General features: G+C 52.5%; 25 protein-coding genes. 15 read left to right on the top strand and 10 right to left on the bottom strand.

Annotated features, from left to right (window positions below):
* Nucleotides 1-207 precede the first annotated feature (207 nt).
* The 3 genes from J1781_RS04460 to J1781_RS04470 are packed head-to-tail and all read left to right on the top strand — an operon-like array spanning nt 208 to nt 3,763.
* The gene (locus J1781_RS04460; RefSeq protein WP_217233272.1) at nt 208-1,233 is read left to right on the top strand and encodes a LacI family DNA-binding transcriptional regulator; all 1,026 of its coding nucleotides are present in this window, start codon (nt 208-210) and stop codon (nt 1,231-1,233) included.
* Nucleotides 1,234-1,289: 56 nt separating this feature from the next.
* Nucleotides 1,290-2,654 (top strand): phosphohexomutase domain-containing protein, encoded by a 1,365-nt coding sequence (locus J1781_RS04465; protein ID WP_217219524.1) that lies wholly within the window; start codon nt 1,290-1,292, stop codon nt 2,652-2,654.
* Between the two features lie 32 nt (nt 2,655-2,686).
* Nucleotides 2,687-3,763 carry an ABC transporter ATP-binding protein gene (locus J1781_RS04470; RefSeq protein WP_217219525.1) on the top strand — a complete coding sequence of 359 codons (1,077 nt, stop codon included), beginning with the start codon at nt 2,687-2,689 and terminating at the stop codon, nt 3,761-3,763.
* Nucleotides 3,764-3,806: 43 nt separating this feature from the next.
* On the opposite strand, the gene glpT is transcribed toward J1781_RS04470, so the two are convergent.
* From glpT to J1781_RS04485, 3 genes are all read right to left on the bottom strand, one after another.
* On the bottom strand, nt 3,807-5,159 hold the full coding sequence (gene glpT / locus J1781_RS04475; RefSeq protein WP_217137699.1) for a glycerol-3-phosphate transporter: 1,353 nt from the start codon (nt 5,157-5,159) through the stop codon (nt 3,807-3,809).
* 235 nt (nt 5,160-5,394) lie between these two features.
* On the bottom strand, nt 5,395-5,961 hold the full coding sequence (locus J1781_RS04480) for a DcrB family lipoprotein (protein ID WP_217157791.1): 567 nt from the start codon (nt 5,959-5,961) through the stop codon (nt 5,395-5,397).
* A 125-nt stretch (nt 5,962-6,086) separates the two neighbouring features.
* Nucleotides 6,087-6,758, bottom strand: a complete 672-nt coding sequence (locus tag J1781_RS04485) for a 7-cyano-7-deazaguanine/7-aminomethyl-7-deazaguanine transporter (protein ID WP_129992153.1) — start codon at nt 6,756-6,758, stop codon at nt 6,087-6,089.
* Between the two features lie 227 nt (nt 6,759-6,985).
* Between J1781_RS04485 and tusA the strand changes: the two genes are divergently transcribed.
* Entirely contained in the window at nt 6,986-7,246 is a 261-nt protein-coding gene (gene tusA / locus J1781_RS04490) for a sulfurtransferase TusA (RefSeq protein WP_129992154.1), read from the top strand.
* Between the two features lie 18 nt (nt 7,247-7,264).
* On the opposite strand, the gene J1781_RS04495 is transcribed toward tusA, so the two are convergent.
* The 4 genes from J1781_RS04495 to rsmD form a co-directional block, all read right to left on the bottom strand.
* On the bottom strand, nt 7,265-9,619 hold the full coding sequence (locus J1781_RS04495; protein WP_217233257.1) for a zinc/cadmium/mercury/lead-transporting ATPase: 2,355 nt from the start codon (nt 9,617-9,619) through the stop codon (nt 7,265-7,267).
* A gap of 114 nt (nt 9,620-9,733) precedes the next feature.
* Entirely contained in the window at nt 9,734-10,360 is a 627-nt protein-coding gene (locus J1781_RS04500; protein ID WP_129992156.1) for a lysoplasmalogenase, read from the bottom strand.
* A 210-nt stretch (nt 10,361-10,570) separates the two neighbouring features.
* Nucleotides 10,571-10,849 carry a DUF1145 family protein gene (locus J1781_RS04505; RefSeq protein WP_129955187.1) on the bottom strand — a complete coding sequence of 93 codons (279 nt, stop codon included), beginning with the start codon at nt 10,847-10,849 and terminating at the stop codon, nt 10,571-10,573.
* Between the two features lies 1 nt (nt 10,850).
* The gene (gene rsmD, locus J1781_RS04510; RefSeq protein WP_217233258.1) at nt 10,851-11,462 is read right to left on the bottom strand and encodes a 16S rRNA (guanine(966)-N(2))-methyltransferase; all 612 of its coding nucleotides are present in this window, start codon (nt 11,460-11,462) and stop codon (nt 10,851-10,853) included.
* 226 nt (nt 11,463-11,688) lie between these two features.
* Between rsmD and ftsY the strand changes: the two genes are divergently transcribed.
* The 4 genes from ftsY (at nt 11,689) to rpoH (ending at nt 15,975) form a co-directional block, all read left to right on the top strand.
* Nucleotides 11,689-13,152, top strand: a complete 1,464-nt coding sequence (ftsY, locus tag J1781_RS04515) for a signal recognition particle-docking protein FtsY (protein ID WP_129992158.1) — start codon at nt 11,689-11,691, stop codon at nt 13,150-13,152.
* 5 nt (nt 13,153-13,157) lie between these two features.
* On the top strand, nt 13,158-13,820 hold the full coding sequence (ftsE, locus tag J1781_RS04520; protein WP_013577472.1) for a cell division ATP-binding protein FtsE: 663 nt from the start codon (nt 13,158-13,160) through the stop codon (nt 13,818-13,820).
* A complete protein-coding gene (ftsX, locus tag J1781_RS04525) occupies nt 13,820-14,800 on the top strand; it encodes a permease-like cell division protein FtsX (RefSeq protein ID WP_129955184.1) in 981 nt (326 codons plus the stop codon). Before ftsE ends, ftsX begins: the two co-directional genes overlap by 1 nt.
* Before the next feature lie 317 nt (nt 14,801-15,117).
* A complete protein-coding gene (gene rpoH / locus J1781_RS04530; RefSeq protein ID WP_015699086.1) occupies nt 15,118-15,975 on the top strand; it encodes an RNA polymerase sigma factor RpoH in 858 nt (285 codons plus the stop codon).
* 79 nt (nt 15,976-16,054) lie between these two features.
* On the opposite strand, the gene panM is transcribed toward rpoH, so the two are convergent.
* On the bottom strand, nt 16,055-16,435 hold the full coding sequence (gene panM, locus J1781_RS04535) for an aspartate 1-decarboxylase autocleavage activator PanM (protein WP_217233259.1): 381 nt from the start codon (nt 16,433-16,435) through the stop codon (nt 16,055-16,057).
* Between the two features lie 403 nt (nt 16,436-16,838).
* On the opposite strand from panM, the gene J1781_RS04540 reads away from it, so the two are divergent.
* The 6 genes from J1781_RS04540 (at nt 16,839) to J1781_RS04565 (ending at nt 23,211) form a co-directional block, all read left to right on the top strand.
* Nucleotides 16,839-17,951, top strand: coding sequence for a branched-chain amino acid ABC transporter substrate-binding protein (locus tag J1781_RS04540; protein ID WP_129955182.1), 1,113 nt, complete (start codon nt 16,839-16,841; stop codon nt 17,949-17,951).
* A gap of 232 nt (nt 17,952-18,183) precedes the next feature.
* Nucleotides 18,184-19,110: a high-affinity branched-chain amino acid ABC transporter permease LivH gene (gene livH / locus J1781_RS04545; protein ID WP_013577467.1), complete on the top strand. Its 927-nt coding sequence runs from the start codon at nt 18,184-18,186 to the stop codon at nt 19,108-19,110.
* Nucleotides 19,107-20,396, top strand: a complete 1,290-nt coding sequence (locus J1781_RS04550; RefSeq protein WP_129955181.1) for a high-affinity branched-chain amino acid ABC transporter permease LivM — start codon at nt 19,107-19,109, stop codon at nt 20,394-20,396. Before livH ends, J1781_RS04550 begins: the two co-directional genes overlap by 4 nt.
* Nucleotides 20,393-21,163 (top strand): high-affinity branched-chain amino acid ABC transporter ATP-binding protein LivG, encoded by a 771-nt coding sequence (livG, locus tag J1781_RS04555; protein ID WP_217233260.1) that lies wholly within the window; start codon nt 20,393-20,395, stop codon nt 21,161-21,163. Before J1781_RS04550 ends, livG begins: the two co-directional genes overlap by 4 nt.
* A 27-nt stretch (nt 21,164-21,190) precedes the next feature.
* Entirely contained in the window at nt 21,191-21,892 is a 702-nt protein-coding gene (livF, locus tag J1781_RS04560) for a high-affinity branched-chain amino acid ABC transporter ATP-binding protein LivF (protein WP_015699082.1), read from the top strand.
* A gap of 131 nt (nt 21,893-22,023) precedes the next feature.
* Nucleotides 22,024-23,211, top strand: coding sequence for an aminotransferase-like domain-containing protein (locus J1781_RS04565; protein WP_129992161.1), 1,188 nt, complete (start codon nt 22,024-22,026; stop codon nt 23,209-23,211).
* Nucleotides 23,212-23,270: 59 nt separating this feature from the next.
* On the opposite strand, the gene J1781_RS04570 is transcribed toward J1781_RS04565, so the two are convergent.
* Together J1781_RS04570 and J1781_RS04575 are read right to left on the bottom strand one after the other, a co-directional pair.
* Entirely contained in the window at nt 23,271-23,846 is a 576-nt protein-coding gene (locus tag J1781_RS04570; RefSeq protein ID WP_217233261.1) for an IQM protein middle domain-containing protein, read from the bottom strand.
* A gap of 33 nt (nt 23,847-23,879) precedes the next feature.
* A complete protein-coding gene (locus J1781_RS04575; RefSeq protein WP_217233262.1) occupies nt 23,880-24,350 on the bottom strand; it encodes a hypothetical protein in 471 nt (156 codons plus the stop codon).
* Between the two features lie 305 nt (nt 24,351-24,655).
* Between J1781_RS04575 and ugpB the strand changes: the two genes are divergently transcribed.
* Nucleotides 24,656-25,969: a sn-glycerol-3-phosphate ABC transporter substrate-binding protein UgpB gene (ugpB, locus tag J1781_RS04580; RefSeq protein WP_129955178.1), complete on the top strand. Its 1,314-nt coding sequence runs from the start codon at nt 24,656-24,658 to the stop codon at nt 25,967-25,969.

The raw sequence follows: 25,969 nt of genomic DNA on the forward strand, positions 1-25,969 counted from the left end.
TTATTATTTTATGAGTGAATGTCTATTTAAACGCTAGCATGTAAAATTGGGTTATAAATGTTATTGTCGTCACACAAATGGTTTTGTTTAACGTTAAACTTTATTTTTATATTCATTGCAAAACACATTTTCTTATGACTAACTATAGGCGATTAATACTGCAGTTGATTTTTTACTGTATTATTTAAGCATCAGGGAGTATTCACGCTGAGTAAGATAACACTGAAGTCCATTGCCAGGGAATTAGGCGTAACACACACGACGGTGTCGAATGCCTTTAATAATCCGGGGAAATTATCAGAATCATTAAAAAAACGAATTATAGATTATGCTCACTCGGTTAATTTTTATGGCCCGGATAATGTGGGGCGGGCATTACGTACCGGTAAATCGAATGCGATTGGCATTATCTTTAACGACACGCTCAGTTACGTGTTTACCGACAGTCATGACGTGCAGCTGATGCAGGGTATCGCCGCAAAATGTGACAAAGAAGGTGTCAGCCTCATCCTGATCCCTTTGCATAATAAGCAGGGCCCGCAGATCAGTGCCATTAACACGGCAGTCGATGGCTACATACTTAATGCTACGCATATTAATGATCAGATCATCGTCAAGGCGCTGGCGAAAAAGGTGCCGGTGGTGACAACAGATTTTCGCATTCCGCCGCACAGCAGTGTATCGATTGATAACCGCAAGGCGATGCATGAAATCTGTCATCACCTGCTGGAAAAAGGGCACCGCGAATTTGGTATTATTTCCTTTCCGTCCTTGCAGGGGCGTAAAGGAATAAAGCCGCTGACCGTTCCTGTTTCCGGTGATAATGACGTCATGATCACCCGGGTAAACGCCTGTGTGGAGACTTTCCATGCCGGAAATATAAATCTGAATAAATGTTTTCTTTGTGAGACAAGTCACCATGAGGAATTTGGTGAAATTGCCGCAAAGGCATTACTTACCCGTAATCCGGAAATTACCGCGCTGATTTGCCTGTCGGATCGGTTTGCACAAGGCGCGGCGAATTACTGTCGGAAAACAGGATTAACGGTTCCACAGGATATCGCCATTACCGGTTTCGATAATATCCCGCGAGCCGGAAATGAAATTGCCCTCACCACCATTTCTCAGGATCCTGTTAAAAAAGGAGAAGTAGCCGCTGGCCTGTTATTAGAAGGAAAACCGAATATTCACTACGATCTCGAATTTACCCTCATTATACGTGGCTCAACCTGATATTTAGGGGCTCGCCATGAAGTCGAAAGTACTGATGTCAATTTTCAGGATGAAATATGGTCTTATTAAATTGTTTTAAAGCTTATGATATTCGTGGCGTACTGGGCACCGAACTTAATGACGATATTGCTTATCGTATCGGCGGCGCATTTGCCCTTTTTTACCGCCCGCAGCGGGTCGTGCTGGGCAGTGATATTCGTCTGACGTCGTCCGCTCTCAAGCTGGCTGTTGCGCGTGGACTCATGGATCAGGGCACGGACGTGATTGATATCGGCATGACCGGCAGTGAAGAGGTGTATTTTGCCACCCGTTCTTTACAGGCGGACGGCGGGATCGAGATTACCGCCAGTCATAACCCGGACAACTATAACGGCATGAAAATCGTGGGCAGGGAGGCGAGGCCGGTCAGCAGCGACAGCGGGTTAAAGGATATTCAGGCGCTGGCTGAAAATCACCTGTTTTCGACGGTGGCGCAGCCCGGTTCGTATCAACAGCGCTCAAACCGGAGCGCTTATCTGGATCATCTGCTTAGCTATTTAACCTTACCCTTCGGACGGCCGCTGCGGGTGGTGGTTAATGCCGGTAACGGTGCGGCGGGCCCGACGCTGGATGCGCTGGAAAATGCCTTTCGGGCACGCAGTATTCCCCTGAATCTGATAAAAATTCATCATGAGCCGGACGGCACTTTTCCCCACGGTATTCCCAACCCGATGCTGCCGGAAAACCGGCTGGCGACGCGCGATGCGGTGCTCGCGCATCGGGCAGATTTAGGCATTGCCTGGGATGGTGATTTTGACCGCTGCTTTATCTTTGATGAACGGGGTGATTATGTTGAGGCGTACTACATTGTAGGATTACTGGCCGCGTTATTTTTGCAACGTTCGCCTGGCGAAAAAATCCTTCATGATCCGCGTCTGGTCTGGAATACCCGCGACATTATCAATGCCAGTCATGGCATCGCCATCGAAACCAAAACTGGCCACGCCTTTATCAAAGAAAGAATGCGCAGTGAAAACGCTATTTATGGCGGAGAAATGAGCGCCCATCACTATTTCCGGGATTTCGGCTACTGCGACAGCGGAATGATCCCGGCTTTACTGGTATTACAACATCTCAGCCAGAGTCGTCAGAAAATGTCCGGGCTGGTTGCTGCCCGTAAAGCCCTTTTTCCGGTATCCGGCGAAATGAACATCTCAGTCAGTCAGCCCGCTGAGGCCATCCGCCGTGTCCGCGACCATTACCAACACCAGGCGCTGAGCACCCGTCTGACCGACGGGCTGAGTATGGAATTTGATAACTGGCGGTTTAATTTACGCTGTTCCAATACCGAGCCGCTCCTGCGGCTCAACGTAGAAACCCGACAATCTAACGCGCTGTTAGCTGAAATCACCGGGAAACTCCTCGCCCTTGCCGGGGCGTAACCGCCCGTTTGTTTGTTACAAAGGACAACGTTATGTCAGCCTTAACGCTAAAAAATATCCAAAAATATTATGACAAAACGGTCGTGATCCCCGATTTGTCTCTGGAGATCCATTCCGGTGAGTTTCTGGTGCTTGTCGGTCCTTCAGGCTGCGGTAAATCAACGTTACTGCGTATGATTGCCGGGTTGGATACGCTGAGCGGCGGGACTATCCACATTGAAAAAACCGATGTGACGGATTTGCCCGCCGGAAAGCGCGGTCTGTCGATGGTATTTCAGTCCTACGCACTCTATCCACACATGACCGTCAGGCAGAACCTGGCATTTGGTCTGAAGAATATCCGTACGCCGCCGGAAGAAATCACCCGGCGCATAAGCGAAGCGGCACTGATTCTGCGGCTGGATGACATGCTGGACCGGTTGCCGCAAAATCTTTCCGGCGGGCAGCGTCAGCGTGTTGCCATCGGGCGTGCCATTGTTCAGCAGCCGAAAGTGTTTTTGTTTGATGAACCACTTTCGAATCTTGATGCGGCACTGCGTGTGCAGATGCGTCAGGAAATCAGTCAGCTTCATGCCCGCCTGAAAAACACCATGATTTACGTGACCCACGATCAGGTCGAGGCGATGACGCTGGCGGACCGGATTGTGGTGCTGAACCAGGGACACATTGAGCAAACCGGCACGCCGGTTGAACTCTATAATTGCCCGGGCAGTCTGTTCGTCGCCGGTTTTATTGGTACGCCGAAAATCAATGTAATCCCGGCGCAGGTCATTGATCGACAACTGAGTATTCAGGGCCAGCCGATATTCCCGCTGGGCGATAAATTCACGGCTGTCCGGGAAGGGCAAGCAGTATCGCTGGCGATCCGCCCCGAGCTGCTTCGCCTGAATGAAGTGACAGATCACGCGTTTGAGGTTTTGGTTGTTTTCACTGAATTGCAGGGTGATTCCACGCTGGTCTATGCGCGCTTTGGCGAACATATCCTGAAAATGAAGTCATCGAAACAGCTCTCCTTTGCTAAAAATACGCCACTCAGGTTCGGGTTTAATGCCGCCAGCATTTTATTGTTTGATGAAACGGGCAAGCGCATTCTCCCGGATGGCGCGTAAAAAAGGCACTTTTCGGTGCCTTTCGACGAAGATAAACCCAATATCAGGCACTTTTTGCCAGCTGCGCCTTATGTTTGTTTTCACTGAGCATGGTCAGTAGCAGCAGAATAACGGCCAGCACACAACCGGCAATCATCACGATAAAACCGCCGTCCCAGCCAAAGTAATCCACGGTATAACCCACAATGGCGCTGGCCGCGACCGAGCCGCCAAGATATCCAAACAGTCCGGTAAAGCCGGCGGCGGTGCCGGCTGCTTTCTTCGGTGCCAGTTCCAGCGCATGTAAACCAATCAGCATTACCGGCCCGTAAATCAGGAAGCCGATGGTGATCATACAGGCCATATCAATGCCCGGATTGCCGACCGGATTGAGCCAGTACACCACGGTCGCGAGGGTGACCAGCACCATAAAGAACACGCCGGTTGCGCCTCGATTACTTTTGAAGACTTTGTCCGACATCCAGCCGCACAACAGGGTGCCGGGAATGCCTGCGTATTCATAAAGGAAATACGTCCAGGAAGATTTATCTAGCGCGAAGTGCTTCACTTCCTTCAGATACGTCGGCGACCAGTCCAGAATGCCGTAACGCAGCAAATAGACAAAGACATTGGCCAGCGCGATGTACCACAGCAATTTATTCGGCAAAACGTATTGCATGAAAATCTGCTTCGCCGTCAGTTCCTGCTCAGCAGATTCTTTTACATAGTCCGGCGGGTAATCGTTTTTGTATTCTTCAATCGGCGGCAGACCGCAGGACTGCGGCGTATCGCGCATGGTCATGAAGGCAAATACCGCCAGCAAGATGGCGCCGAAAGCAGGCATATACAGCGCCGCATGCCAGTCGTTAAACCACGCCATACCCAGCAGAAACAGCAGCGGAGGAATGCCGCCGCCGACGTTATGTGCGCAGTTCCATACCGATACCACGCCACCGCGTTCTTTCTGTGACCACCAGTGCACCATAGTACGTCCGCACGGTGGCCATCCCATTCCCTGGAACCATCCGCACAGAAACAGCAAGACAAACATGATGGCGATGCTTGACGTTGCCCACGGCACGAAGCCCATGAATAACATCACTGCGGCGGCCAGGATCAGGCCAGCAGGCAGAAAGACGCGCGGATTCGAACGATCCGACACCGAACCCATGATGAATTTTGAGATGCCGTAGGCGATGGAAATCCCGGACAACGCAAAACCAAGGTCACCCCGTGAGAAGCCCTGATCAATCAGATAAGGCATCGCCAGTGCGAAGTTTTTGCGCACCAGATAGTAGGCCGCATAACCGAAGAAAATCCCCATAAATATTTGCCAGCGGAGGCGGCGGTACAGCGGATCGACGTGAGTCTCATCAACAGGAGCTTTGTGGGGCGCGGGTTTAAAGATACTGAGCATACATGCCTCCGATGGCATAAATCAGGTCCGACTCATCATGAGCCATGGGGAAATGGCTGGGCCAATGTGTTCTATAACGAACATCATGTTAGCTATTCGCGCACAAACGGACTGTGATTTATGACGGAAATGTTACATTTTTATTACAATCGGGCGGGGTTGTGAGATTGGGTAACAGCACAAAGCAAAAAAGGCGGAGCCTGAGCCCCGCCTGATATTTCCATCACCCCTGAATTTATTGAATTTTCAGGGTACTGATAATGGCTTCTGCATCGGTTTGTGCCTGCTGCTGATTATCCGCAGGCAGGGTAATTTGCAGGGTCAGCAAATGGCTGTCGACCTTGCCCAAAACGATAGACGAATAGGCTTTCTGACCGGCAGAAGTGATCACGCTGTCGTATTGCTGCAACGTCTGGCCGTTCACCTGAATAGATTTATTAGTGACGACCTGCAGATTGGTATCACGCGCTTTTTGCTGATCCTGTAAACGACCCGCCAGAACGTCCAGTGATTCGGGGGTGTTATCTCCCAAAATGACGATCACTGCTTTCTGGCCGGTACTGTCTGCATACACGTGCATATTATTGGCCTGAGTACCCAGCTTACCACTCTGATCGCTCATCCCCTGCGGCAGGGAGAAGGTGACTTTGCCATCCAGCAGGCTGACTGGTGTGGTCGCCGCCGCCGCTGCGGCCGCCGGTGCACCTTTATCTGTGGCCGGTGCATCGGTCGACTTACCGTCACACGCAGCCAGACCGGCGATCAGTACTGCCATTCCCATCATTTTCGCGATATTACGCATCGGGCTTCCTTAAGTGGCCTGTTCACCAGGCTTACATGTTGACTTAACAGCCTTTATGGCAACCTATTCAGGCCACAAATGCAAGTCAGATTATGGCGCGATTTGTGTCTTACCGGCGACCGGGTTTAATGCACGCTGACGGCAGAATGCGGAGTGTTTCCCTTTGCTGACAAACGTTTAAGCAGCATGTTGAGCAGCATGCCGTACATCGGCAGGAAGAACACCAGACAGATCAGGACTTTGAACGTGTAATCCACCATCGCGATTTCTACCCAGTGCTGAGCCATAAAGGCATCGCTGCTTTTGTAGAAGGCGATGAAGAAGAAGGACAGCGTGTCGCTGATATTGCCGAGGAACATTGAGGCGACCGGCGCTATCCACCAGCGGCGGTTCTGGCGCAGGCGGTTAAACACGTGAACATCGAGAATTTGCCCCAGCACATACGCCATAAAACTGGCGGTGGCGATACGGGCAACCATGATATTCAGGCTGTTGAGCGCTCCCATGCCCTGCCATTGCGCTTCAAAGAATAACGCTGAGATGACATAGGAAATGGCCAGTGCGGGCACCATCACGGACAGAATAATCCGTCGTGCCAGCGGTGCACCAAAGATGCGGACAGTCAGATCGGTGGCCAGAAAAATAAACGGAAAAGTGAACGCGCCCCAGGTGGTATGAAAACCAAAGATGGAAACGGGCAGCTGAACCAGATAGTTACTTGAGGTGATGATGGCAATGTGGAATAGCGAAAGCCATATCAGCGCGGAGAACCGCTGCTGAGCAGTAAAGGAGTACATATATGTGACCTTTTTAGTTGATTGGGGTGAGGGAACCCAAATACCCTGCATTCTTGAAACCGCAGGGGCGTTAGCTGTTTGCGGCGCGCATAGTAACTGTTTGCGCACCGTTTGCGCAACAGGGCCGGCGGTTAATTTTAGCGCAATGAGCTCTGTCTGTTGCGTGTGAAATCCAGCGGGTTAAACTATGAGGCTTTGCTGCGCCCAAAGAAGTGTAGAGAAACGAAATGACCGATCCCTTTATCAATCCCGACCATCAGCTTGATGCGCTGGGCTTGCGCTGTCCGGAACCTGTGATGATGGTTCGCAAAGTGGTACGCACCATGAAAGATGGCGAAACACTGCTGATTATCGCCGATGATCCGGCAACGACCCGCGATATTCCCGGTTTCTGCCGTTTTATGGAACACACGTTATTAGCATCTGATACCGATAATCAGCCGTATCGTTATTTACTGTGCAAAGGGTTGAGGGAAAAACAGGGCTGATGGCTCAGCCCGTGTGGTTTATTTCGATTTATTGCGCAACAGCCGCAGCGCATTGGCGGTCACCAGCGCTGTTGCACCGGAGTCCGCCAGCACTGCCAGCCACAATCCGGTCAGACCCATCAGCGTGGTCACCAGGAAAATCGCTTTCAGCCCCAGCGCTATCGTAATGTTCTGGCGGATATTCGCCCGCGTGGCGCGTGAAAGACTGATCATCTGCGCCAGTCCGCTCAGGCGGTTGTGCGTCAGCGCGGCATCCGCCGTTTCCAGCGCGACATCCGTCCCACTTCCCATCGCAATACCGATTGTCGCCGCTTTCATGGCAGGCGCATCGTTAATCCCGTCACCGACCATGGCGACCGGTTTCTGTGCATTCAGCGCGGTGACCGCCGAAACTTTATCGGCAGGCAGCAGACCCGCACGAAAATCAATACCCAGGCGGTCCGCGATGGTTTTTGCCGCGCGCGGATTATCGCCGGTCAGCATGACGGCGGACACGCCCAGTGCTTTGAGTTTCTGCAATGCGTCGGCCGCGTCATCACGCAGACGATCCTGCATGGCGATCAGCCCGATCGCATTCCCTTCCTGTAATACCACGACGACGGTTTTTCCTGTGGATTCCCAGTCAGCAATTTGCACAAAGGTTTCCGGCGTCAGGCCGTTTGGCGTGACACTTTTCGGGGCCAGCACCTGAATTTTACGGCCTGCGACCACACCCTCGACGCCGGCACCGGCCAGGGCCCGGCGATCCTGCGCCGTGAGCGGTAGCGGATTACTGGTTTTTGCGCGGGTCAGAATCGCCTGCGCCAGCGGGTGATGCGAACCTTCTTCTACCGCAGATGCCAGACTTAATACCTCGCCTTCGCTGGCGCCGTTCAGCGGTAAAATCTTCGTGATTTCAGGTTTGCCTTCAGTTAGCGTACCGGTTTTATCCAGCGCAACGGTTTGAATCAGCGCCAGTTGCTCAAGCGCTGCACCCCCTTTAATTAATGCGCCCTGACGCGTGGCCGCTGCCAGTCCGGACGTAATGGCGGCAGGTGTTGAAATCACCAGCGCACACGGGCAGCCAATCAGCAGCAGTGTCAGCCCGCGGTAAATCCAGGTCTCCCACGACAGCCCCATTGCCAGCGGGGGAACGATAATCACCAGCAACGACATCAGCATAATGACCGGTGTGTAATAGCGGCTGAAGGTATCAAGGAAACGCTCGATTGGCGCACGGCGTTCATCGGCTTCTTCAATCAGTTGCAGGATGCGGTCGATGGCGCTGCTGCCCGGTGCGGAAGCCACTTCGAGGCGTGCCAGCCGGTCAACACACAGGCTGCCCGCCGGTACTTTTTCACCGGGCAGATGATCTACAGGCACTGATTCACCGGTCAGCGCGCTTTCGTCGAAACTGGCGGCGCTTTGTAAAACGGCGTCGGCAGGCAGGCGTGCACCTGCCGCGATTTCAATGATATCGCCGGGACGCAAACGGCTGACCGGCACGGTTTCCGATTGACCATTCACAATACGGACGGCGGTATCCGGGATCAGCGCCATCAGCGCTTTTACCCCGCTGCGTGCACGGCCGGATGCAAAAGCCTCCAGGCGTTCACCCACCATAAATAGCAGCAGAACCATGGCCGCCTCGGCCGTAGCCCCGATAAACAGTGCACCGAGCGCGGCGATACTCATCAGCGTTTCGATGGCGAATGGCGAACCGGCCCGTGTCTGGCGAATCGCCTGTCGCAGTACCGGCCATAGCCCGACCAGCGTCGTGGCGATAAACGCGATTTTGCCAGCCTGCGGATTGATATGGTCGAGAATCCAGCTCAGCAACATTAGCGCCGACAGCGCGATCAGAGGCAGCGCTTCCTGGAAACGGGAAGGTTCAGCGGCAGGTTTACTGTGTGGCTTGTCGAGCGATTGCAGGGTAAAACCTGCGGCGGTGACGGCATTCTGTACGTTCCGGGTGATATCAAAACCGGCATCAATCACCAGCTTTTCGGTGGCGAACAAGACTTTGGCGCGGTTGATGCCATGAATGCCGGAAACCGCTTTTTCAATTTTCCGGGCACAGGCCGGGCAATCCATGCCTTCCACCTTCCAGCTGTATTGCTGACTGCCGGAAAGCGGTACTCCGGGGTCATCTTCACCCGGCGAGCCTTCAGTGCCGCTGCCGTCTGATGTGTGTGAGTGCTCACCTGTTTTTGGCGCACAGCAACTGTCTGTCGTGGCGCAGGCAGAAACCGCCAGCGTGGCTTTTTCGCTACAGCAACCTGCCGGATGGGTGCCCGGCTGTGCAATAGCGCCGATTTTGTTGATACGCAGTGCAGGCGCACGTTTGCCCTGACATCCGCAGCTACAGCCGTTGTTTTTTTGCAGTGGGATCATAAAGCCTCCGGTTTGGAACCGAGTGGAATGACTCCCAGTGTAAACCCTGGAGTCAGCTCTAAGGTCAACAAGTATTTTATCAGCGGAACCAGAACGGTTCCGCGGCGGGATATTTTACAGGTATAGCGACCGGACGATCAGGAAGTGCCCGCCAAAATAACAGGCGGCAACCAGCGCGTCAGCGGCGCGGAAGGTAAAGCGGTAACGGCTGACCAGCCAGAGAATATTTCCCAGTAGTAACAGCGCCGCGCCGCAGAATAACGAAAACGCCATGTCGGTGCTGCGTGCGAAATACTGTTCGCCCGCCAGCCAGACCATCAGCAGGGTCATGGCGATGTAAGTGGTCACTGGCCAACGCAGTTCAGCCAGCCGCGTCCAGATCACGGCAAGAAGTATTGCACCGAGGATCAGCAACGTCAGCGGTAGCGGCCAGAAGAAAGTGATGGTCATCTGGCTGGCAAAACTCAGCGTATACAGCAGATGCGACAGGAAGAACGCACCGATGGCATACATAAAGCGTTCTTCAGGCAACAGTAACAGGCCGTCAGCCACCAGCGTCGCCGCCAGACCCAGCAGGATCAGATAGCTGTAAACGTTGAGTGTCGGTGCCTGCCAGGCAAGCAAAAGGAGCAATAACAGGGTGACGGGTTTAAAGACCCAGCGCTGCCAGCGCGGGCCGCGATAGCTGGCATCAACGAATAACCAGCCGGAGAAAAATACAGCGAGGAATGGCCAACTCATTGTTTATCCTTTTATATTTCAGCACAGAACATAAAAACCGATGTCAGGGTCTGCCTTCAGAAAAACGCATCCTGTTTTCCCGGACTTGCTTTCAGTGTAGGAGAGAGAGCATGGCGGCGACAATCAGAAATCCCCGTAACGGCAGGTCTGATGTATGTGGGTTCAGGATGAGAGGAATTTACGGCGCAGGGCGCGCCGTAAAAGCGGGGATTACTTTTTAGCTGGCAGCGGCGGCTGTTTTTTCTGCCAAGCCATCAGTTCGAAGACGCCGAACAGGAAGATGCGGGTTTGCAGCCACGGGCCGATGGTGTCTTTTTCCTTGCCCTGCGTGGCTTTAAGCAGCATTACCTGCAAACCATGCATGAAGAACATGAACACAATCGCCACGTCCAGAAAGTATTTGATCGGCTTAGGGAACGGGTGGATCAGGTTAAACGCCAGAAACACCCAAATACATAACATCAACAACCGACCAATATTGATCAACATCTTACTGCTCCTGTTCTGGTGAGCCGGTTTCAGGCGTCACATCGCGATGGTAGAGGCGATAAGCAACTTGTCCGGCGACTTTCTCACGGTGTAACCGCCAGCTGGCAGGCACATCCAGAGTGTCATGTTCGGCTTCTGTTTCGACATAAATCCAGGCTTCGTCAGCCAGCCACTGGTTGTGCTCCAGCAGGTTCAGGGTGTCTTGCAGAATGCCTTTGCGGAAAGGCGGATCGAGGAAAACCACGTCAAAAGCATTTCCGGTTTTTGCCAGCCAGTTCAATGTATTGACGTTAAATACTTTCGCATCACCGGCGTTTAGCAGCGCCAGGTTTTTCTCTAACTGTTGTGCAACCGGCCGTTCAAACTCCAGCAGTGTTGCGCTGGCCGCATAGCGGGACAATGCCTCCAGACCGAGTGCGCCACTGCCTGCAAAGCAGTCCAGACAATGCGCACCCTGCAAAACCGGCGCCAGCCAGTTGAACAGCGTTTCACGTACGCGATCGGTGGTCGGTCGCAACCCCGGGCTGTGGGGAACCGGAAGTTTGCGTCCGCGCCATTGTCCGCCAATAATTCGGATCTGGCCTGCGGCGGGCGTGTTGGGTTTTTTTGCCATAGTTCGCTTGTGTCATCCAAAGCCGTCAGGCTTCGTTACTTATCGTTTGGAGGGCTATTCTACCGGTGTGTGGGCAATGGGCAAATGTTTAACATTGTCGATTGAAAAACCAGCGGAATTCAATACGCGGGCGTGTTGCCTGCAGGGGAAAGTGATAGACTGCCTGACCATAACCCTATTAATAATCCGTTCGCCAGTCATTAACGGCGAGGAGTGACGTTGTAAAATGGCAAAAGATAAAAAACGCGGTTTCTTCTCCTGGTTCGGTCGTGGCCGTCAGGAAGAAGAGCAGCAGAAGGAAGAAACACGCGACGCACAGTCCGTTGTCGAAGAACAACCGGCGTCCGTGCCTGAGCATGAAGAGTCAGCCGTTGCTGAAGAACCGGGTGTTCCGGTTGAACGTGAGCCAGTTGTTGAACCAGAACCGGAAGTCGGACCCGCGCCGGAAATCGAACCGGAACCTGAAATTGAGCCTGAGCCGCTGACAGAGCCGGAAGCTGAACCGGAACCGGTTCGCGAACAGGCCTCGGCTGAACTGGCACAAGAAATTGTTCACATCACCGAACAGGTTGCCGCGCAGCCTGAGGTTGTTGAAGAAAAAGTCATTGAAGATGAGTTTGTTGAATCGGCAGAAGAGATTGCGGAAGACCAGCGTCAGGATACCCTTGATTCTGTTGACGATAACGCGGCGGTAGACGAACCGCTGCCTGTGGCGTTGGATCCTATCGTCGTCCTGCCTGCCGGTGAAACTGAACAGGAACGCCCGACTAAAGAAGGTTTCTTCGCCCGTCTTAAACGCAGCCTGGTCAAAACGAAGCAGAATCTGGGCTCCGGTTTTGTCAGCCTGTTCCGTGGTAAGAAAATCGATGACGATCTGTTTGAGGAGCTGGAAGAACAGCTGCTGATTGCCGACGTTGGCGTCGAAACTACCCGTAAAATCATCACTTCACTGACAGAACATGCCTCGCGTAAGCAACTGAAAGACGCCGATGCGCTGTACGGCAAGCTGAAGGAAGAAATGTCCGAAATACTGGCAAAAGTTGACGAGCCACTGGATGTCAGCGGCAAAACCCCGTATGTCATTCTGATGGTGGGTGTGAACGGTGTCGGTAAAACCACCACCATCGGTAAAATGGCGCGCCAGTTTGAAGCACAGGGTAAATCTGTGATGCTGGCGGCAGGCGATACCTTCCGTGCGGCGGCCGTTGAGCAGTTGCAAGTCTGGGGTCAGCGTAACAAGATCCCGGTGATTGCGCAGCATACCGGTGCCGATTCCGCCTCCGTCATTTTCGATGCCATTCAGGCGGCGAAAGCCCGCAATATCGACGTACTGATCGCCGATACCGCAGGCCGTTTGCAAAACAAAGCGCACCTGATGGAAGAACTGAAGAAAATCGTCCGGGTGATGAAGAAACTCGACGAAGATGCACCGCATGAAGTTATGCTGACGCTCGACGCCAGCACCGGCCAGAACGCGGTCAGTCAGGCCAAATTATTCAACGAAGCCGTCGGACTGACCGGAATAACGCTGACTAAACTGGATGGCACCGCAAAAGGCGGCGTGATCTTTGCCATCGCTGATCAGTTCAGCATTCCGATCCGCTACATTGGTGTCGGTGAAGGTATCGAAGATTTAAGGCCTTTTAAGGCAGACGATTTTATTGAGGCACTTTTTGCCCGAGAGGATTAATACGGATGATTCGCTTTGAACAGGTCAGTAAAGCTTATCTGGGCGGACGACAGGCGCTTCAGGGCGTCAACTTTCACATCCAGCAAGCGGAAATGGCATTTCTGACCGGACACTCTGGCGCGGGTAAAAGTACCCTGCTGAAGCTGATTTGCGGTATTGAGCGACCGAGTGCCGGACATATTTTGTTTGGCGGTCATGATATCAGCCGCCTGAAATCCAGTGAAGTGCCGTTTTTGCGTCGCCAGATCGGCATGATTTTTCAGGATCACCATTTGCTGATGGACCGTACGGTCTATGACAACGTGGCGATGCCGCTGATCATCTCCGGGGCCAGCAGTGAAGATATTCGTCGCCGCGTGTCGGCCGCACTGGATAAAGTCGGATTACTGGATAAAGCGAAGAACCTGCCGATCCAGCTTTCCGGTGGTGAACAACAGCGTGTGGGTATTGCCCGCGCAGTGGTGAACAAACCTGCAGTGCTGCTGGCGGATGAGCCGACGGGTAACCTTGACGGTGAACTATCAGAAGGTATTTTGCGTTTATTCGAAGAATTTAACCGTGTCGGCGTCACCGTGCTGATGGCGACGCATGATGTGGGTCTGATTGCCCGTCGTAATTATCGCACGCTGACGCTGAGTCAGGGGCGGATGTCGGGAGGGGTGTACTAATGGCAAACAGTCCGAACCCGGCGAAAACCGCAAAAAGCGCCCGTGCTGCGAAAAGCAAAGCATTACAGGGAGGCTGGCGCGAGCAGTGGCGCTATGCGTGGATGAATGCGCTGGCTGACATGTTGCGTCAGCCGCTGGCAACGCTGCTTACGGTGATGGTGATCGCTATTTCCCTGACGCTGCCGAGTGTCTGTTATCTGGTATGGAAGAACGTCAGTACGGCCGCAGAGCAGTGGTATCCGACGCCACAACTGACGGTGTATCTTGACAAAGCACTGGATGATGATGCCGCAGAAAACGTGGTGAAAACCCTGAAAACGGAAGCAGGGGTGGATAAAGTTAACTATCTGTCCCGCGAAGAAGCGATGGGTGAATTCCGCAACTGGTCAGGCTTTGGCGGCGCTATGGATATGCTGGAGCAAAACCCGTTGCCGGCCGTGGCTATCATCACGCCTAAAATGAATTTCCAGGACGCCGCAACACTCAACACCTTGCGCGACCGCGTGGCGGCTGTGCATGGCGTGGATGAAGTGCGTATGGATGACAGCTGGTTTGCCCGTCTCGCGGCGCTGACCGGTCTGGTCGGACAGATTGCGGCGATGATCGGCATCCTGATGGTGATTGCGGTCTTCCTCGTCATTGGTAACAGTGTGCGACTGAGTATCTTCAGCCGGCGCGACACCATCAACGTCATGAAGCTTATCGGTGCGACCGATGGCTTCATTTTGCGACCGTTCCTCAACGGTGGTGCGATGCTTGGTTTCACCGGCGCGTTGTTGTCACTGATCCTCTCGGAAGTCCTGGTACTGCGTCTTGAGAGCGTGGTGACGCAGGTTGCGCAAGTCTTCGGCACGACCTTTGACCTGCACGGTCTGGGCTGGGATGAAAGCCTGCTGCTGCTGATCGTTTCCGCGATGATTGGCTGGATTGCCGCCTGGCTGGCGACGGTTCAACATTTACGGCGATTTACACCACAGTAGTCAGAATTTGCTATAATGTCCCCCTGCTGCTCAGTCATTGTGTATCAGGGGGAAGCGGTTTCAGGCCAGTCAGCCACATCATTTTCCTGCTTCCCCTGCAATGGCACAAATTCACTATCCAATAGTCAGTCTGTCACTTACAGTCTTTAGACTGTTGAATCTGTCCGTGAACTTTATGTAAAATTCGTGGTCGTAGAGCAGCGAATATGAAGGGCTCGGCGTTGCTTTGTTGTCGCCTTTAAGGCCAGCAATGTCGCGGTATCATCCCGCAGCAACGTGGTATAAAACCTGCATTACGTCATACATGAGAGGCTTTAATGACCAAAGAAATGCGCACTTTAGCATTAGTACCCCAAGGTAGCCTGGAAGCCTATGTTCGGGCCGCCAATGCCTATCCTATGCTCACCGCAGAGGAAGAGCGGGCGCTGGCTGAACGGCTGCATTACAACGGTGATCTGGAGGCAGCGAAAGAGCTGATCCTGTCTCACCTGCGCTTTGTTGCTCACATTGCCCGCAACTATTCAGGCTACGGTTTGCCACAGGCAGACCTTATCCAGGAAGGTAACATTGGCCTGATGAAAGCGGTACGTCGCTTTAATCCGGAAGTCGGTGTGCGTCTGGTATCCTTTGCCGTGCATTGGATCAAAGCGGAAATTCACGAATATGTGCTGCGTAACTGGCGCATCGTGAAAGTCGCAACCACTAAAGCGCAGCGTAAGCTCTTCTTCAACCTGCGTAAAAACAAACAACGTCTGGGCTGGTTCAGTCACGACGAAGTCGAGCACGTCGCCCGCGAACTGGGTGTGACCAGTAAAGATGTGCTGGAGATGGAATCACGCATGGCCGCACAGGACATGACGTTTGACCCGACGCCGGATGATGAACCACGTGACGGCGCAGCGATGGCACCGATGCTCTATCTGCAAGATAAGAGTTCTGACTTTGCAGAAACCATCGAAGAAGATAACTGGGATCAGGACGCGACCGACAAACTTTCCTATGCGATGGAAGGTCTTGACGAACGCAGCCAGGATATCATCCGTGCACGTTGGTTAGACGACGATAACAAATCGACGCTGCAGGAACTGGCCGACAAATACGGTGTTTCCGCAGAACGTGTTCGTCAGCTTGAAAAGAACGCGATGAAGAAATTACGTATGGCGATCGAAGCCTGATCAACGTAGCGCAAAACGAAAAAAGCGACCTCCGGGTCGCTTTTTTTATGCCTCAAATTCAGCGATAACGCACCGTGCTTCAGGATTTTCTCCAGACGTCTTCTTCCCGCACAAAACCACATGCCTGCATAAAGGCAGCGGTAACGGCGTCATCATCAGCCTTCATCGTCCAGCTCCTCACCTGTGGCAATTGCGCCTGTAAGTCCTCCATCAGATACAACCCGACACCACGACGGCGGGTGACGTCCCGTACCAACAGATCGTGAAGTTCACCCTGATTGCCGTTGAGCGTGATTTTGACTGCGCCCAGAATGCGTTCATTAAACACGGCCGCGAACAGCGCACGGTTATTTTGCAGGCTGGCTTGCCAGTCACTTACAGTTTGCGCCGGCCAGATTTTGGCCAGATCGATCAGGTCCTGCGCGCTGAGTGACGTCAGTTTTTGGATAGTTAATTTCATGATGCGGAAGGTCAGAAAATGGGAACGCCAGTGTAGCGGATCCTTCTAAAAATCGGGCGTAACTTTTTTTGTACAGTAACAGCGTGAAAACTTTTTTAGAGATCCGAGTATAAGCGATAAATGTTGGCTTTAATCAATAATGCCAGCGTTAACGACTGATTGTCTGAAACGGAACCGATTTTCCATCCAAATAAAATTCTGTTTACACCTCATATTTCTGATTGTGCCATTTGATTTGCAGAAGAAAATTCCTGTTTAATGTTATGAATTATAAAGTCTTATTCGAAAATAAGACGAAATAAGCCGGTAACTCGTTATTACTTATACTAAATTTCCTAAGTGATGACGTTTTGAACAGGCAACAAAGAGCAAACCACAACACACACATGAACGGGGTAATCGGATGAAAGTAACAAAGGGTAAGATCTGGCTGGCAGGGTGTATCGCATTAGCAATGAGTCAGGCGGCGTTCGCAAAAGACATCAAAGTTGCCATCGTGGGTGCTATGTCAGGTCCGGTTGCCCAGTACGGCGACATGGAATTTACGGGGGCAAAACAGGCGATCGCTGACATCAACGCCAAAGGCGGAGTGAAGGGCGATAAACTGGTTGGCGTGGAATATGACGATGCCTGTGACCCTAAACAAGCTGTTGCCGTGGCCAACAAAGTGATTAACGACGGTATCCGTTATGTTATCGGCCACCTGTGTTCTTCTTCCACTCAGCCTGCCTCGGACATCTATGAAGATGAAGGCGTGCTGATGATCACTCCGGCGGCGACCAACGCTGACCTGACCACCCGTGGTTATAAAATGGTGATGCGCACCACCGGTCTGGATTCCGATCAGGGTCCGACCGCAGCGAAATATATCCTCGATACCATCAAACCAAAACGCATCGCTGTTGTGCATGATAAACAGCAATACGGCGAAGGTCTGGCCCGTTCCGTACAGGACGCGCTGAAAAAAGGTGGCGGTAACGTTGTTCTTTTTGAAGGCGTAACCGCAGGCGACAAAGATTTCTCCACACTGGTGGCGCGTCTGAAAAAAGAAAACGTCGATTTCGTTTATTTCGGCGGTTATTACCCGGAAATGGGTCAGATCCTGCGTCAGTCAAAACAAGCCGGTCTGGCAGCGAAATTTATGGGCCCGGAAGGCGTGGGCAACTCTTCATTGTCTAACATCGCGGGTGATGCCTCTGAAGGCATGCTGGTGACATTGCCAAAACGCTATGACCAGGTTCCAGCCAACCAGCCAATCGTTGATGCGCTGAAAGCCAAGAAACTGGATCCAACCGGTCCGTTCGTCTGGACGACTTACGCCGCATTGCAGGCGCTGACGACCGGTATGGAACGTAGTGGCAGCATGGAACCGGCTGATATCGCCAAAAATCTGAAATCAGCGTCAGTGGATACCGTAATGGGCCCGCTGAGCTGGGATGATAAAGGTGACCTGAAAGGATTCGAATTCGGTATCTTCGAGTGGCATAAAGACGGCACGTCTACCCCAATCAAATAAATGCCCGGCATCCTTCGCGCCGCCTCTGCGTTGGCCGCCTTCATTCACCCCGGTCACTTACCTGTGTAAGCTCCCGGGGATTCATTCAGTTGCCGCCTTGATGCAACACGAATGATTTTGGGCATTATGTTTCAGAACAGCGCATTACTCTGCCCGGCGTCTATTGTTATAAGAGGCGCCGGGTTGCAGTCTCAGCACAAGTTATCAAACCCTTGATTAATAAGGATAGGGTATGTCAGAGCAGTTCCTCTATTTCATTCAGCAGATGTTCAACGGTGTCACGTTGGGCAGCACTTATGCGCTGATTGCCATTGGTTACACCATGGTTTACGGCATTATCGGCATGATTAACTTCGCCCACGGCGAGGTGTATATGATCGGCAGTTATGTCTCCTTTATCGTTATCGCCGCCCTGATGATGATGGGTATCGATGCCAGCTGGTTGCTGATCGGTGCCGGTTTCATCGCGGCGATTGTAATTTCCAGTGCGTATGGCTGGAGTATTGAACGCGTGGCATATAAGCCGGTGCGTAACTCCAAGCGTCTGATTGCACTGATTTCTGCCATCGGGATGTCTATTTTTCTGCAAAACTACGTCAGCCTGACCCAGGGCTCACGCGATCTTGCCTTACCGAGTCTGGTTACCGGCCAGTGGAAACTGGGAGAGACCAACGGCTTTGCGGCGACCATCAGCACCATGCAGCTGATTATCTGGGTCGTCACGTTTGTTGCGATGCTGGCGTTGACGTTGTTCATCCGTTATTCACGCATGGGCCGCGCCTGCCGTGCCTGCGCAGAAGATCTCAAAATGGCCAGCCTGCTGGGCATCAGCACGGACCGCGTAATTTCGCTGACCTTCGTCATTGGTGCATTAATGGCGGCCGTGGCGGGCGTTCTGCTCGGTCAGTTTTACGGTGTCATTAATCCGTATATTGGCTTTATGGCCGGGATGAAAGCCTTCACCGCAGCGGTGCTGGGAGGGATCGGCAGTATTCCGGGCGCGATGATCGGCGGCCTGATTTTAGGCGTGGCCGAAGCGCTGACCTCGGCGTATCTGAGCACTGAATACAAAGACGTGGTCTCCTTCGCACTGCTGATCGTGGTGTTGCTGGTGCTGCCGACCGGTATTCTTGGTCGCCCGGAGGTTGAGAAAGTATGAAGCGCCTGAATCTGTTAAATGCGCTGGTCTCGGCATTCGTCCTGCTGGTGCTGGCGGCGTTCATTATGGGATTGCAGCTGAGTCTCGACGGCACAAAACTGGTGGTCAACGGGGCCGGTGAAGTGCGCTGGACGTGGATTGCGATCGGTTGTGTGATCGTCTTCGTGTTCCAGTTGTTCCGCCCGATGGTCAGTAGCAGCCTGAAAAAAGTCTCGGGTCCTGGCTGGGTTTTGCCAAGCTTTGATGGCTCAACGCCAAAACAAAAACTGCTGGCGCTGGTGCTGATTATCGCCGCTATCGCCTGGCCGTTTATCGTCTCGCGCGGCACCGTGGATATCGCCACGCTGACCCTGATCTACATTATGCTGGGCCTCGGTCTCAATGTTGTGGTCGGGCTGTCCGGTCTGCTGGTGCTGGGCTACGGCGGCTTTTACGCCATTGGTGCTTACACGTACGCATTGCTCAACCATTATTATGGCATCGGTTTCTGGGAAGCCTTACCGCTGGCCGGTCTGGTGTCTGCGGCATTCGGTTTCCTGCTCGGATTCCCGGTTTTGCGGCTGCGCGGTGACTATCTGGCGATCGTCACGTTGGGTTTCGGCGAAATTGTCCGTATCCTGCTGCTCAATAATACCGAACTGACCGGCGGGCCGAACGGCATCAGCCAGATCCCGAAACCGACGCTGTTCGGGCTGGAGTTCAGCCGGACGCCGCGCGACGGCGGCTGGGATACCTTCAGCAACTTCTTTCATGTCACGTATGACCCGAGTGATCGCATCATCTTCCTGTACATGGTGGCGCTGCTGCTGGTGATCGCAACCTTGTTCATTATCAACCGTTTGCTGCGTATGCCGCTGGGTCGTGCATGGGAAGCACTGCGTGAAGATGAAATTGCCTGCCGCTCACTGGGCCTGAACCCGACCCGCATCAAACTGACCGCATTCACCATCAGCGCTGCGTTTGCCGGTTTTGCCGGTACGCTGTTTGCGGCACGTCAGGGCTTTGTCAGCCCGGAATCCTTCACTTTTGCGGAATCTGCGTTCGTGCTGGCTATCGTGGTGCTCGGCGGGATGGGCTCGCAGTTTGCGGTTATCCTGGCGGCGATTCTGCTGGTGGTATCCCGTGAGCTGATGCGTGATCTCAATGAATACAGCATGTTACTGCTCGGTGCGTTGATGGTGCTGATGATGATCTGGCGTCCGCAGGGCTTGCTGCCGATGAAGCGACCGCAACTGAAACTGAAACTGTCTAAGCAACAAATCGCGGATCAGGGGGAAAAGGCATGAGTACGCAACCTCTGTTAGCGGTTGAAGGGCTGATGATGCGTTTTGGCGGCCTGCTGGCGGTCAACAACGTGGCGCTGAACCTTAATCAGGGTGAAATTGTTTCCCTGATCGGCCCCAACGGTGCCGGTAAAACCACGGTATTTAACTGCCTGACCGGTTTCTATAAACCAAGCGGCGGCACCATTAAGTTACGTGATCAACATCTTGAAGGATTGCCGGGGCAGAAAATTGCCCGCATGGGCGTGGTGCGAACTTTCCAGCACGTACGCCTGTTCCGTGAAATGACCGTGATCGAAAACCTGCTGGTCGCCCAGCATCAGCACCTGAAAAGCGGTGTACTGGCTGGCCTGTTCAAAACGCCGGGTTTTCGCCGTGCTGAAGCCGATGCTCTGGATCGTGCTGCTGACTGGCTGGAGCGCGTCGGATTGCTCGAACTGGCAAACCGCCAGGCGGGTAATCTGGCTTACGGCCAGCAACGCAGGCTGGAAATTGTCCGCTGCATGGTAACGCATCCGGAAATCCTGATGCTCGACGAACCGGCTGCCGGCCTGAACCCGCGTGAAACTGAAGAGCTGAACCAGCTGATTGCTGAACTGCGTAACCAGCACAACGTGTCGGTGCTGCTGATTGAGCACGACATGAAACTGGTCATGGGCATTTCTGACCGCATCTACGTGGTGAATCAGGGAACGCCGCTGGCGCAAGGCACACCGGCTGAAATTCGTAATAATCCTGACGTGATCCGCGCCTATTTAGGCGAAGGTTAATGGGCGAAGTCTAAGGGACAGAACAAGATGTTGTCATTTAATCAGGTATCCGCCCATTACGGCAAAATTCAGGCGCTGCATGAAGTCAGCCTGAACATTAATAAAGGGGAAATCGTCACGCTGATCGGCGCAAACGGTGCCGGTAAAACCACGCTGCTCGGCAGTTTATGTGGCGAACCGCGTGCGACGAACGGCTCGATTATTTTCGAAGGGAAAGACATCACGCAGTGGCAGACCGCCAAAATCATGCGCGGCGATATCGCGATTGTGCCGGAAGGTCGCCGCGTATTCTCCCGTATGACGGTGGAAGAAAACCTGGCGATGGGCGGTTTCTTTGCCACACGCGATCAGTATCAGGAGCGGCTGGAGCGTGTGTTTACGTTGTTCCCGCGCCTGAAAGAGCGTCGTGTGCAGCGTTCAGGCACCATGTCCGGCGGTGAGCAACAGATGCTGGCGATTGGCCGTGCGCTGATGAGTCAGCCACGCTTGCTGTTGCTCGATGAACCGTCGCTGGGGCTGGCACCTATCATCATCCAGCAGATTTTCGACACTATCCAGCAGTTGCGCGAAGAAGGCATGACCATCTTCCTGGTTGAGCAAAACGCCAATCAGGCGCTGAAACTGGCCGATCGCGGCTATGTGCTGGAAAACGGTCATGTGGTGCTGGAAGACACCGGTGCGGCATTGCTGGCGAACGAAGCAGTGCGTGCGGCTTATCTCGGTGCATAAACTGGCTTCGGATTTTAAAAAACGGTGTTAAACCTGACAAACCGCACGGCAAGCGCTTTGCGGTTTTTATTTTGTCTATAAATTAACATCTCTTACATTCGTATAACTTTGCATACCATCAGGAATATGTCATGAACACAGAAGGTTTACTCGCCGCCCGTATGGTCAGGCTTAAAAGTTCGGCCATCCGGGAATTGCTGAAACACAGCAAGATGGAAGGCGTTATTTCGCTGGCGGGTGGTATTCCTTCTTCGGCGCTTTTTGATTTCGACGGTCTGCGTGAGGCGACGCAACTGGCCATCACTGAACAGCCGGAGCATGCTTTTCAGTATGGGCTGACTGAAGGCAGTTATACGCTGCGTGAGCGTATTGCTGAGCTTTGTCAGGAACGCGGTGTGGTGGCCAGTCCGGATGATATTGTGGTCACTGCCGGCTCCCAGCAGGCGCTGGATCTGGTGATGCGCGCCGTGGTAAACCCGGATGACGTTTTCGTGGTCGAGCGCCCGACCTATCTGGCAGCCTTACAGACGCTGGAACTGGCGGAGGCCAGACTGTTATCCGTCGGTTCTGACGGCGATGGCATGATTGTTGATGAGCTGGCACAACTGCTGAAGACGCAGAAAATCAAAGGTGTATATCTTGTCCCGACATTCGGTAACCCGAGCGGCGTGACCCTGAGTCGTGCCCGTCGCGAACAGCTGGTAAAACTGGCGGCACAGCACGAATTTCTGATTGTGGAAGATGACCCTTACGGCGAACTGCGTTTCACTGAAGAACGCCAGCCGACGCTTTTCGAGCTGTCGAAGGCGCTGTACGGTAACGCGGATAACATCATCTACACTTCGACATTTTCTAAAATTCTGGCACCGGGCCTGCGTCTGGGCTGGGTCATTATGCCCGACTGGCTACTGCACAAAGTTGCCATCATCAAGCAGGCGGCGGATCTGCATGCCAGCGCGCTGTCGCAGACAATTGCCGAATATTATCTCGGCCTGGGCCGTCTGCCGAAGCAGATCGAAACCATCCGTACGGCCTATAAAAAGAAATGTCAGGTTATGGCCGAACTGCTGGAACGCGAACTGGGAGACGTGCTGACGTTTGAATATCCGAAAGGCGGCATGTTCCTGTGGGCACGCTTCCGCGAACCGCGTAATTGTGCTGACTGGATGAAAAAGACGCTGGCGCAGGGTGTGGTATTTGTACCGGGCGAATTCTTCTATGCCGATAACCCGGATCACTCGACGTTCCGTTTGTCGTTCGCTACCGCGACTGAAGAGCAAATGCATGAGGCGGTTGCCCGCCTCAAACGCGCATTGTAATTTTCCTTCGCTTGTCTGTCAGCAGGTACCTTTTTGTGCCCGGTACCTGCCGGCAGGCATTACATGTCGGATGGATAAACTTTACACGGTTTTATATTTTTCGTTCCCTTTTTCCCGCCATTTAACAGCACTTCTTCCGCGTCAAAAAATTCCTGAATATGATTGCTAATGACCGGACAGGCAGCAACACCCTGGAGCAGGGCGCCATGCTGCTTTAGCCAGAATAAAATGCGCACAAAACTGGCCGCATTCGGGCGGTAATGGCCGCTTTTACACGTAATCCCGACCAAAATTCCATTATTTACCGCTATTTCACCGGCAGCCTGTACCGGCGCACCGCTCAGGAAGCTCGAGTGGTGGAAAATATCCACCCTATGATCGTTAGCGTAAAGGCTATTATTGGGCGCCATCACAAATATGGCCCATCCCTCGCCAGCAATATTGGTGCTCATATTACCCGTGTGAAACCGTTCACCGCGTGAATTATAAATGATGCCATTGTTGATATAAATTTTTTTATCTTCACGCTGTGCGCTGTCTAAATAAGTGACGCCCATTTGCAGTCTGCGTAGTAATTCTTCTCCCTTTTTATTATCAAACATATCCGGAATATAAAATTCACGCAGCCAGTCCAAAAAACTCAATGGGCTTGAGGACGTCTTCCAGATTTATAACGGGTCTTTACTATAAGCAATGGCCCTTGCTAAAGGAAAATGGCCGGGTATTAATGCTTCCTGCCAGTAATCTTGATGTAAACGGTGATGTGTTTTGCCCGTTACTCCCACCACAAAAGGTTTTACTGCCGCCCTGACTTTTGCCCAACCCCGAAGTCCGTGGCCTGAGCTATCGCCGGTCACGAGTTGAAGAGTGAGGGCCTTAGCGCGTTTAAGGGCCTGATCATGAAGTATCATGACCGCCGCAGCGCGATGGTTTGCAGGCTTACGGTGATAATATTTCTGACAGGCATCACAAATCATTAGCAGCAGATTGGCTTCTAAATCGGGCGTTTCTAACGTAATGATTTTGTAATGTTGTAAGAGCGTATCAATATGAGCCAGATAAACATTGGCCCTTCTGTGAAACAATCCCAGATTGGATTGCTTTTTAAATTCCTCTATCGTCCATATTTTATCTGGCATATGTTCTTACCTTCCATTTCTCTTAATTACACCTAGTATTTGTATGTTATTTAAGGGGTTGTAAATGAGGTGGGTAGTAGATTTTTCTGAGTGCATGATAATTTTAGTGGCTGTTCAAGTCGAATTCATTATGAATTAAGCAATGCCCTACAAAGCTTTATTTAACATCGCTGTCATATTACTGTCATTGATTTTATGTTTTTCTGTCATTTTTCCATGTCATGTTAGCTCCCGAATAAAAACGTTTCTTAATATCCATTATTTCTCTGCACTTGTTCTACACCAGCAGAATTCAGGAGACAGGCATGTTCATCAACCTCAAAAAAACGGTCATTGGCACCGCGCTGGCGCTGGCTTTCAGCGCCAATGCTTTTGCTGTGACAGAAATTCCTTTCTGGCACTCTATGGATGGCGAGTTAGGCAAAGAAGTGAACTCGCTGGCTGACCGTTTTAACCAGACGCACCCTGATGTCAAAATTGTGCCTGTCTATAAAGGCAAATACGACGAAAGCCTGGCGGCTGGGATTGCAGCGTACCGAACCGGTAATGCGCCTGCGATTCTGCAGGTTTACGAAGTGGGCACCGCGACCATGATGGCCAGCAAAGCCATCAAACCGGTTTACGAAGTGTTCAGTGATGCAGGGATTAAAGAAGACGTTTCCCAGTTTGTGCCGACTGTTTCGGGTTATTACTCCGATTCCAAAGGCCGCCTGCTGTCTCAGCCTTTCAACAGCTCCACGCCGGTGCTGTATTACAACAAAGACGCTTTTAAGAAAGCCGGTCTTAATCCGGATCAGCCGCCGAAAACCTGGCAGGATATGGCGGTGTACACCGAGAAATTACGTGAAGCTGGCATGAAATGTGGCTACGCCAGTGGCTGGCAGGGTTGGATCCAAATCGAGAACTTCAGCGCCTGGCATGGTCTGCCGATCGCTACCAAAAATAATGGCTTCGATGGCACGGATGCTGTTTTGGAATTCAACAAACCAGAGCAAATCAAACATATTCAGATGCTGGAAGACATGAACAAAAAAGGTGATTTCACCTATTTTGGTCGTAAGGATGAATCCACCGCCAAGTTCTATAACGGCGATTGCGCAATGACCACCGCCTCTTCCGGTTCCCTGGCTGACATCCGTCAGTATTCTAAATTCAGCTACGGCGTAGGCATGATGCCTTACGACGCAGACATCAAAGGCGCCCCACAAAACGCCATCATCGGTGGTGCAAGCCTGTGGGTAATGAACGGCAAAGACAAAAATACCTACAAAGGCGTTGCCGAATTCCTGCAATTCCTGACCACACCTGAAATTGCTGCCGAATGGCATCAGAAAACCGGTTATCTGCCGGTGACCACCGCCGCGTATGAACTGACCAAAAAAGAGGGCTTCTACGACAAGAACCCGGGTTCTGACGTTGCTACCCGCCAGATGCTGAACAAGCCGCCATTGCCGTTCACCAAGGGTCTGCGTCTGGGCAACATGCCTCAGATCCGCACCATCGTGGATGAAGAACTGGAAAGCGTATGGAGTGGTAAGAAAACTGCCAAAGAAGCATTAGATACTGCGGTACAGCGCGGGAATTTGTTACTCCGTCGCTTCGAAGCTTCTACTAAGTAA

Origin of the sequence: Rahnella perminowiae, assembly GCF_019049695.1 — a bacterium.
In the GTDB taxonomy this organism is placed as follows: domain Bacteria; phylum Pseudomonadota; class Gammaproteobacteria; order Enterobacterales; family Enterobacteriaceae; genus Rahnella; species Rahnella perminowiae.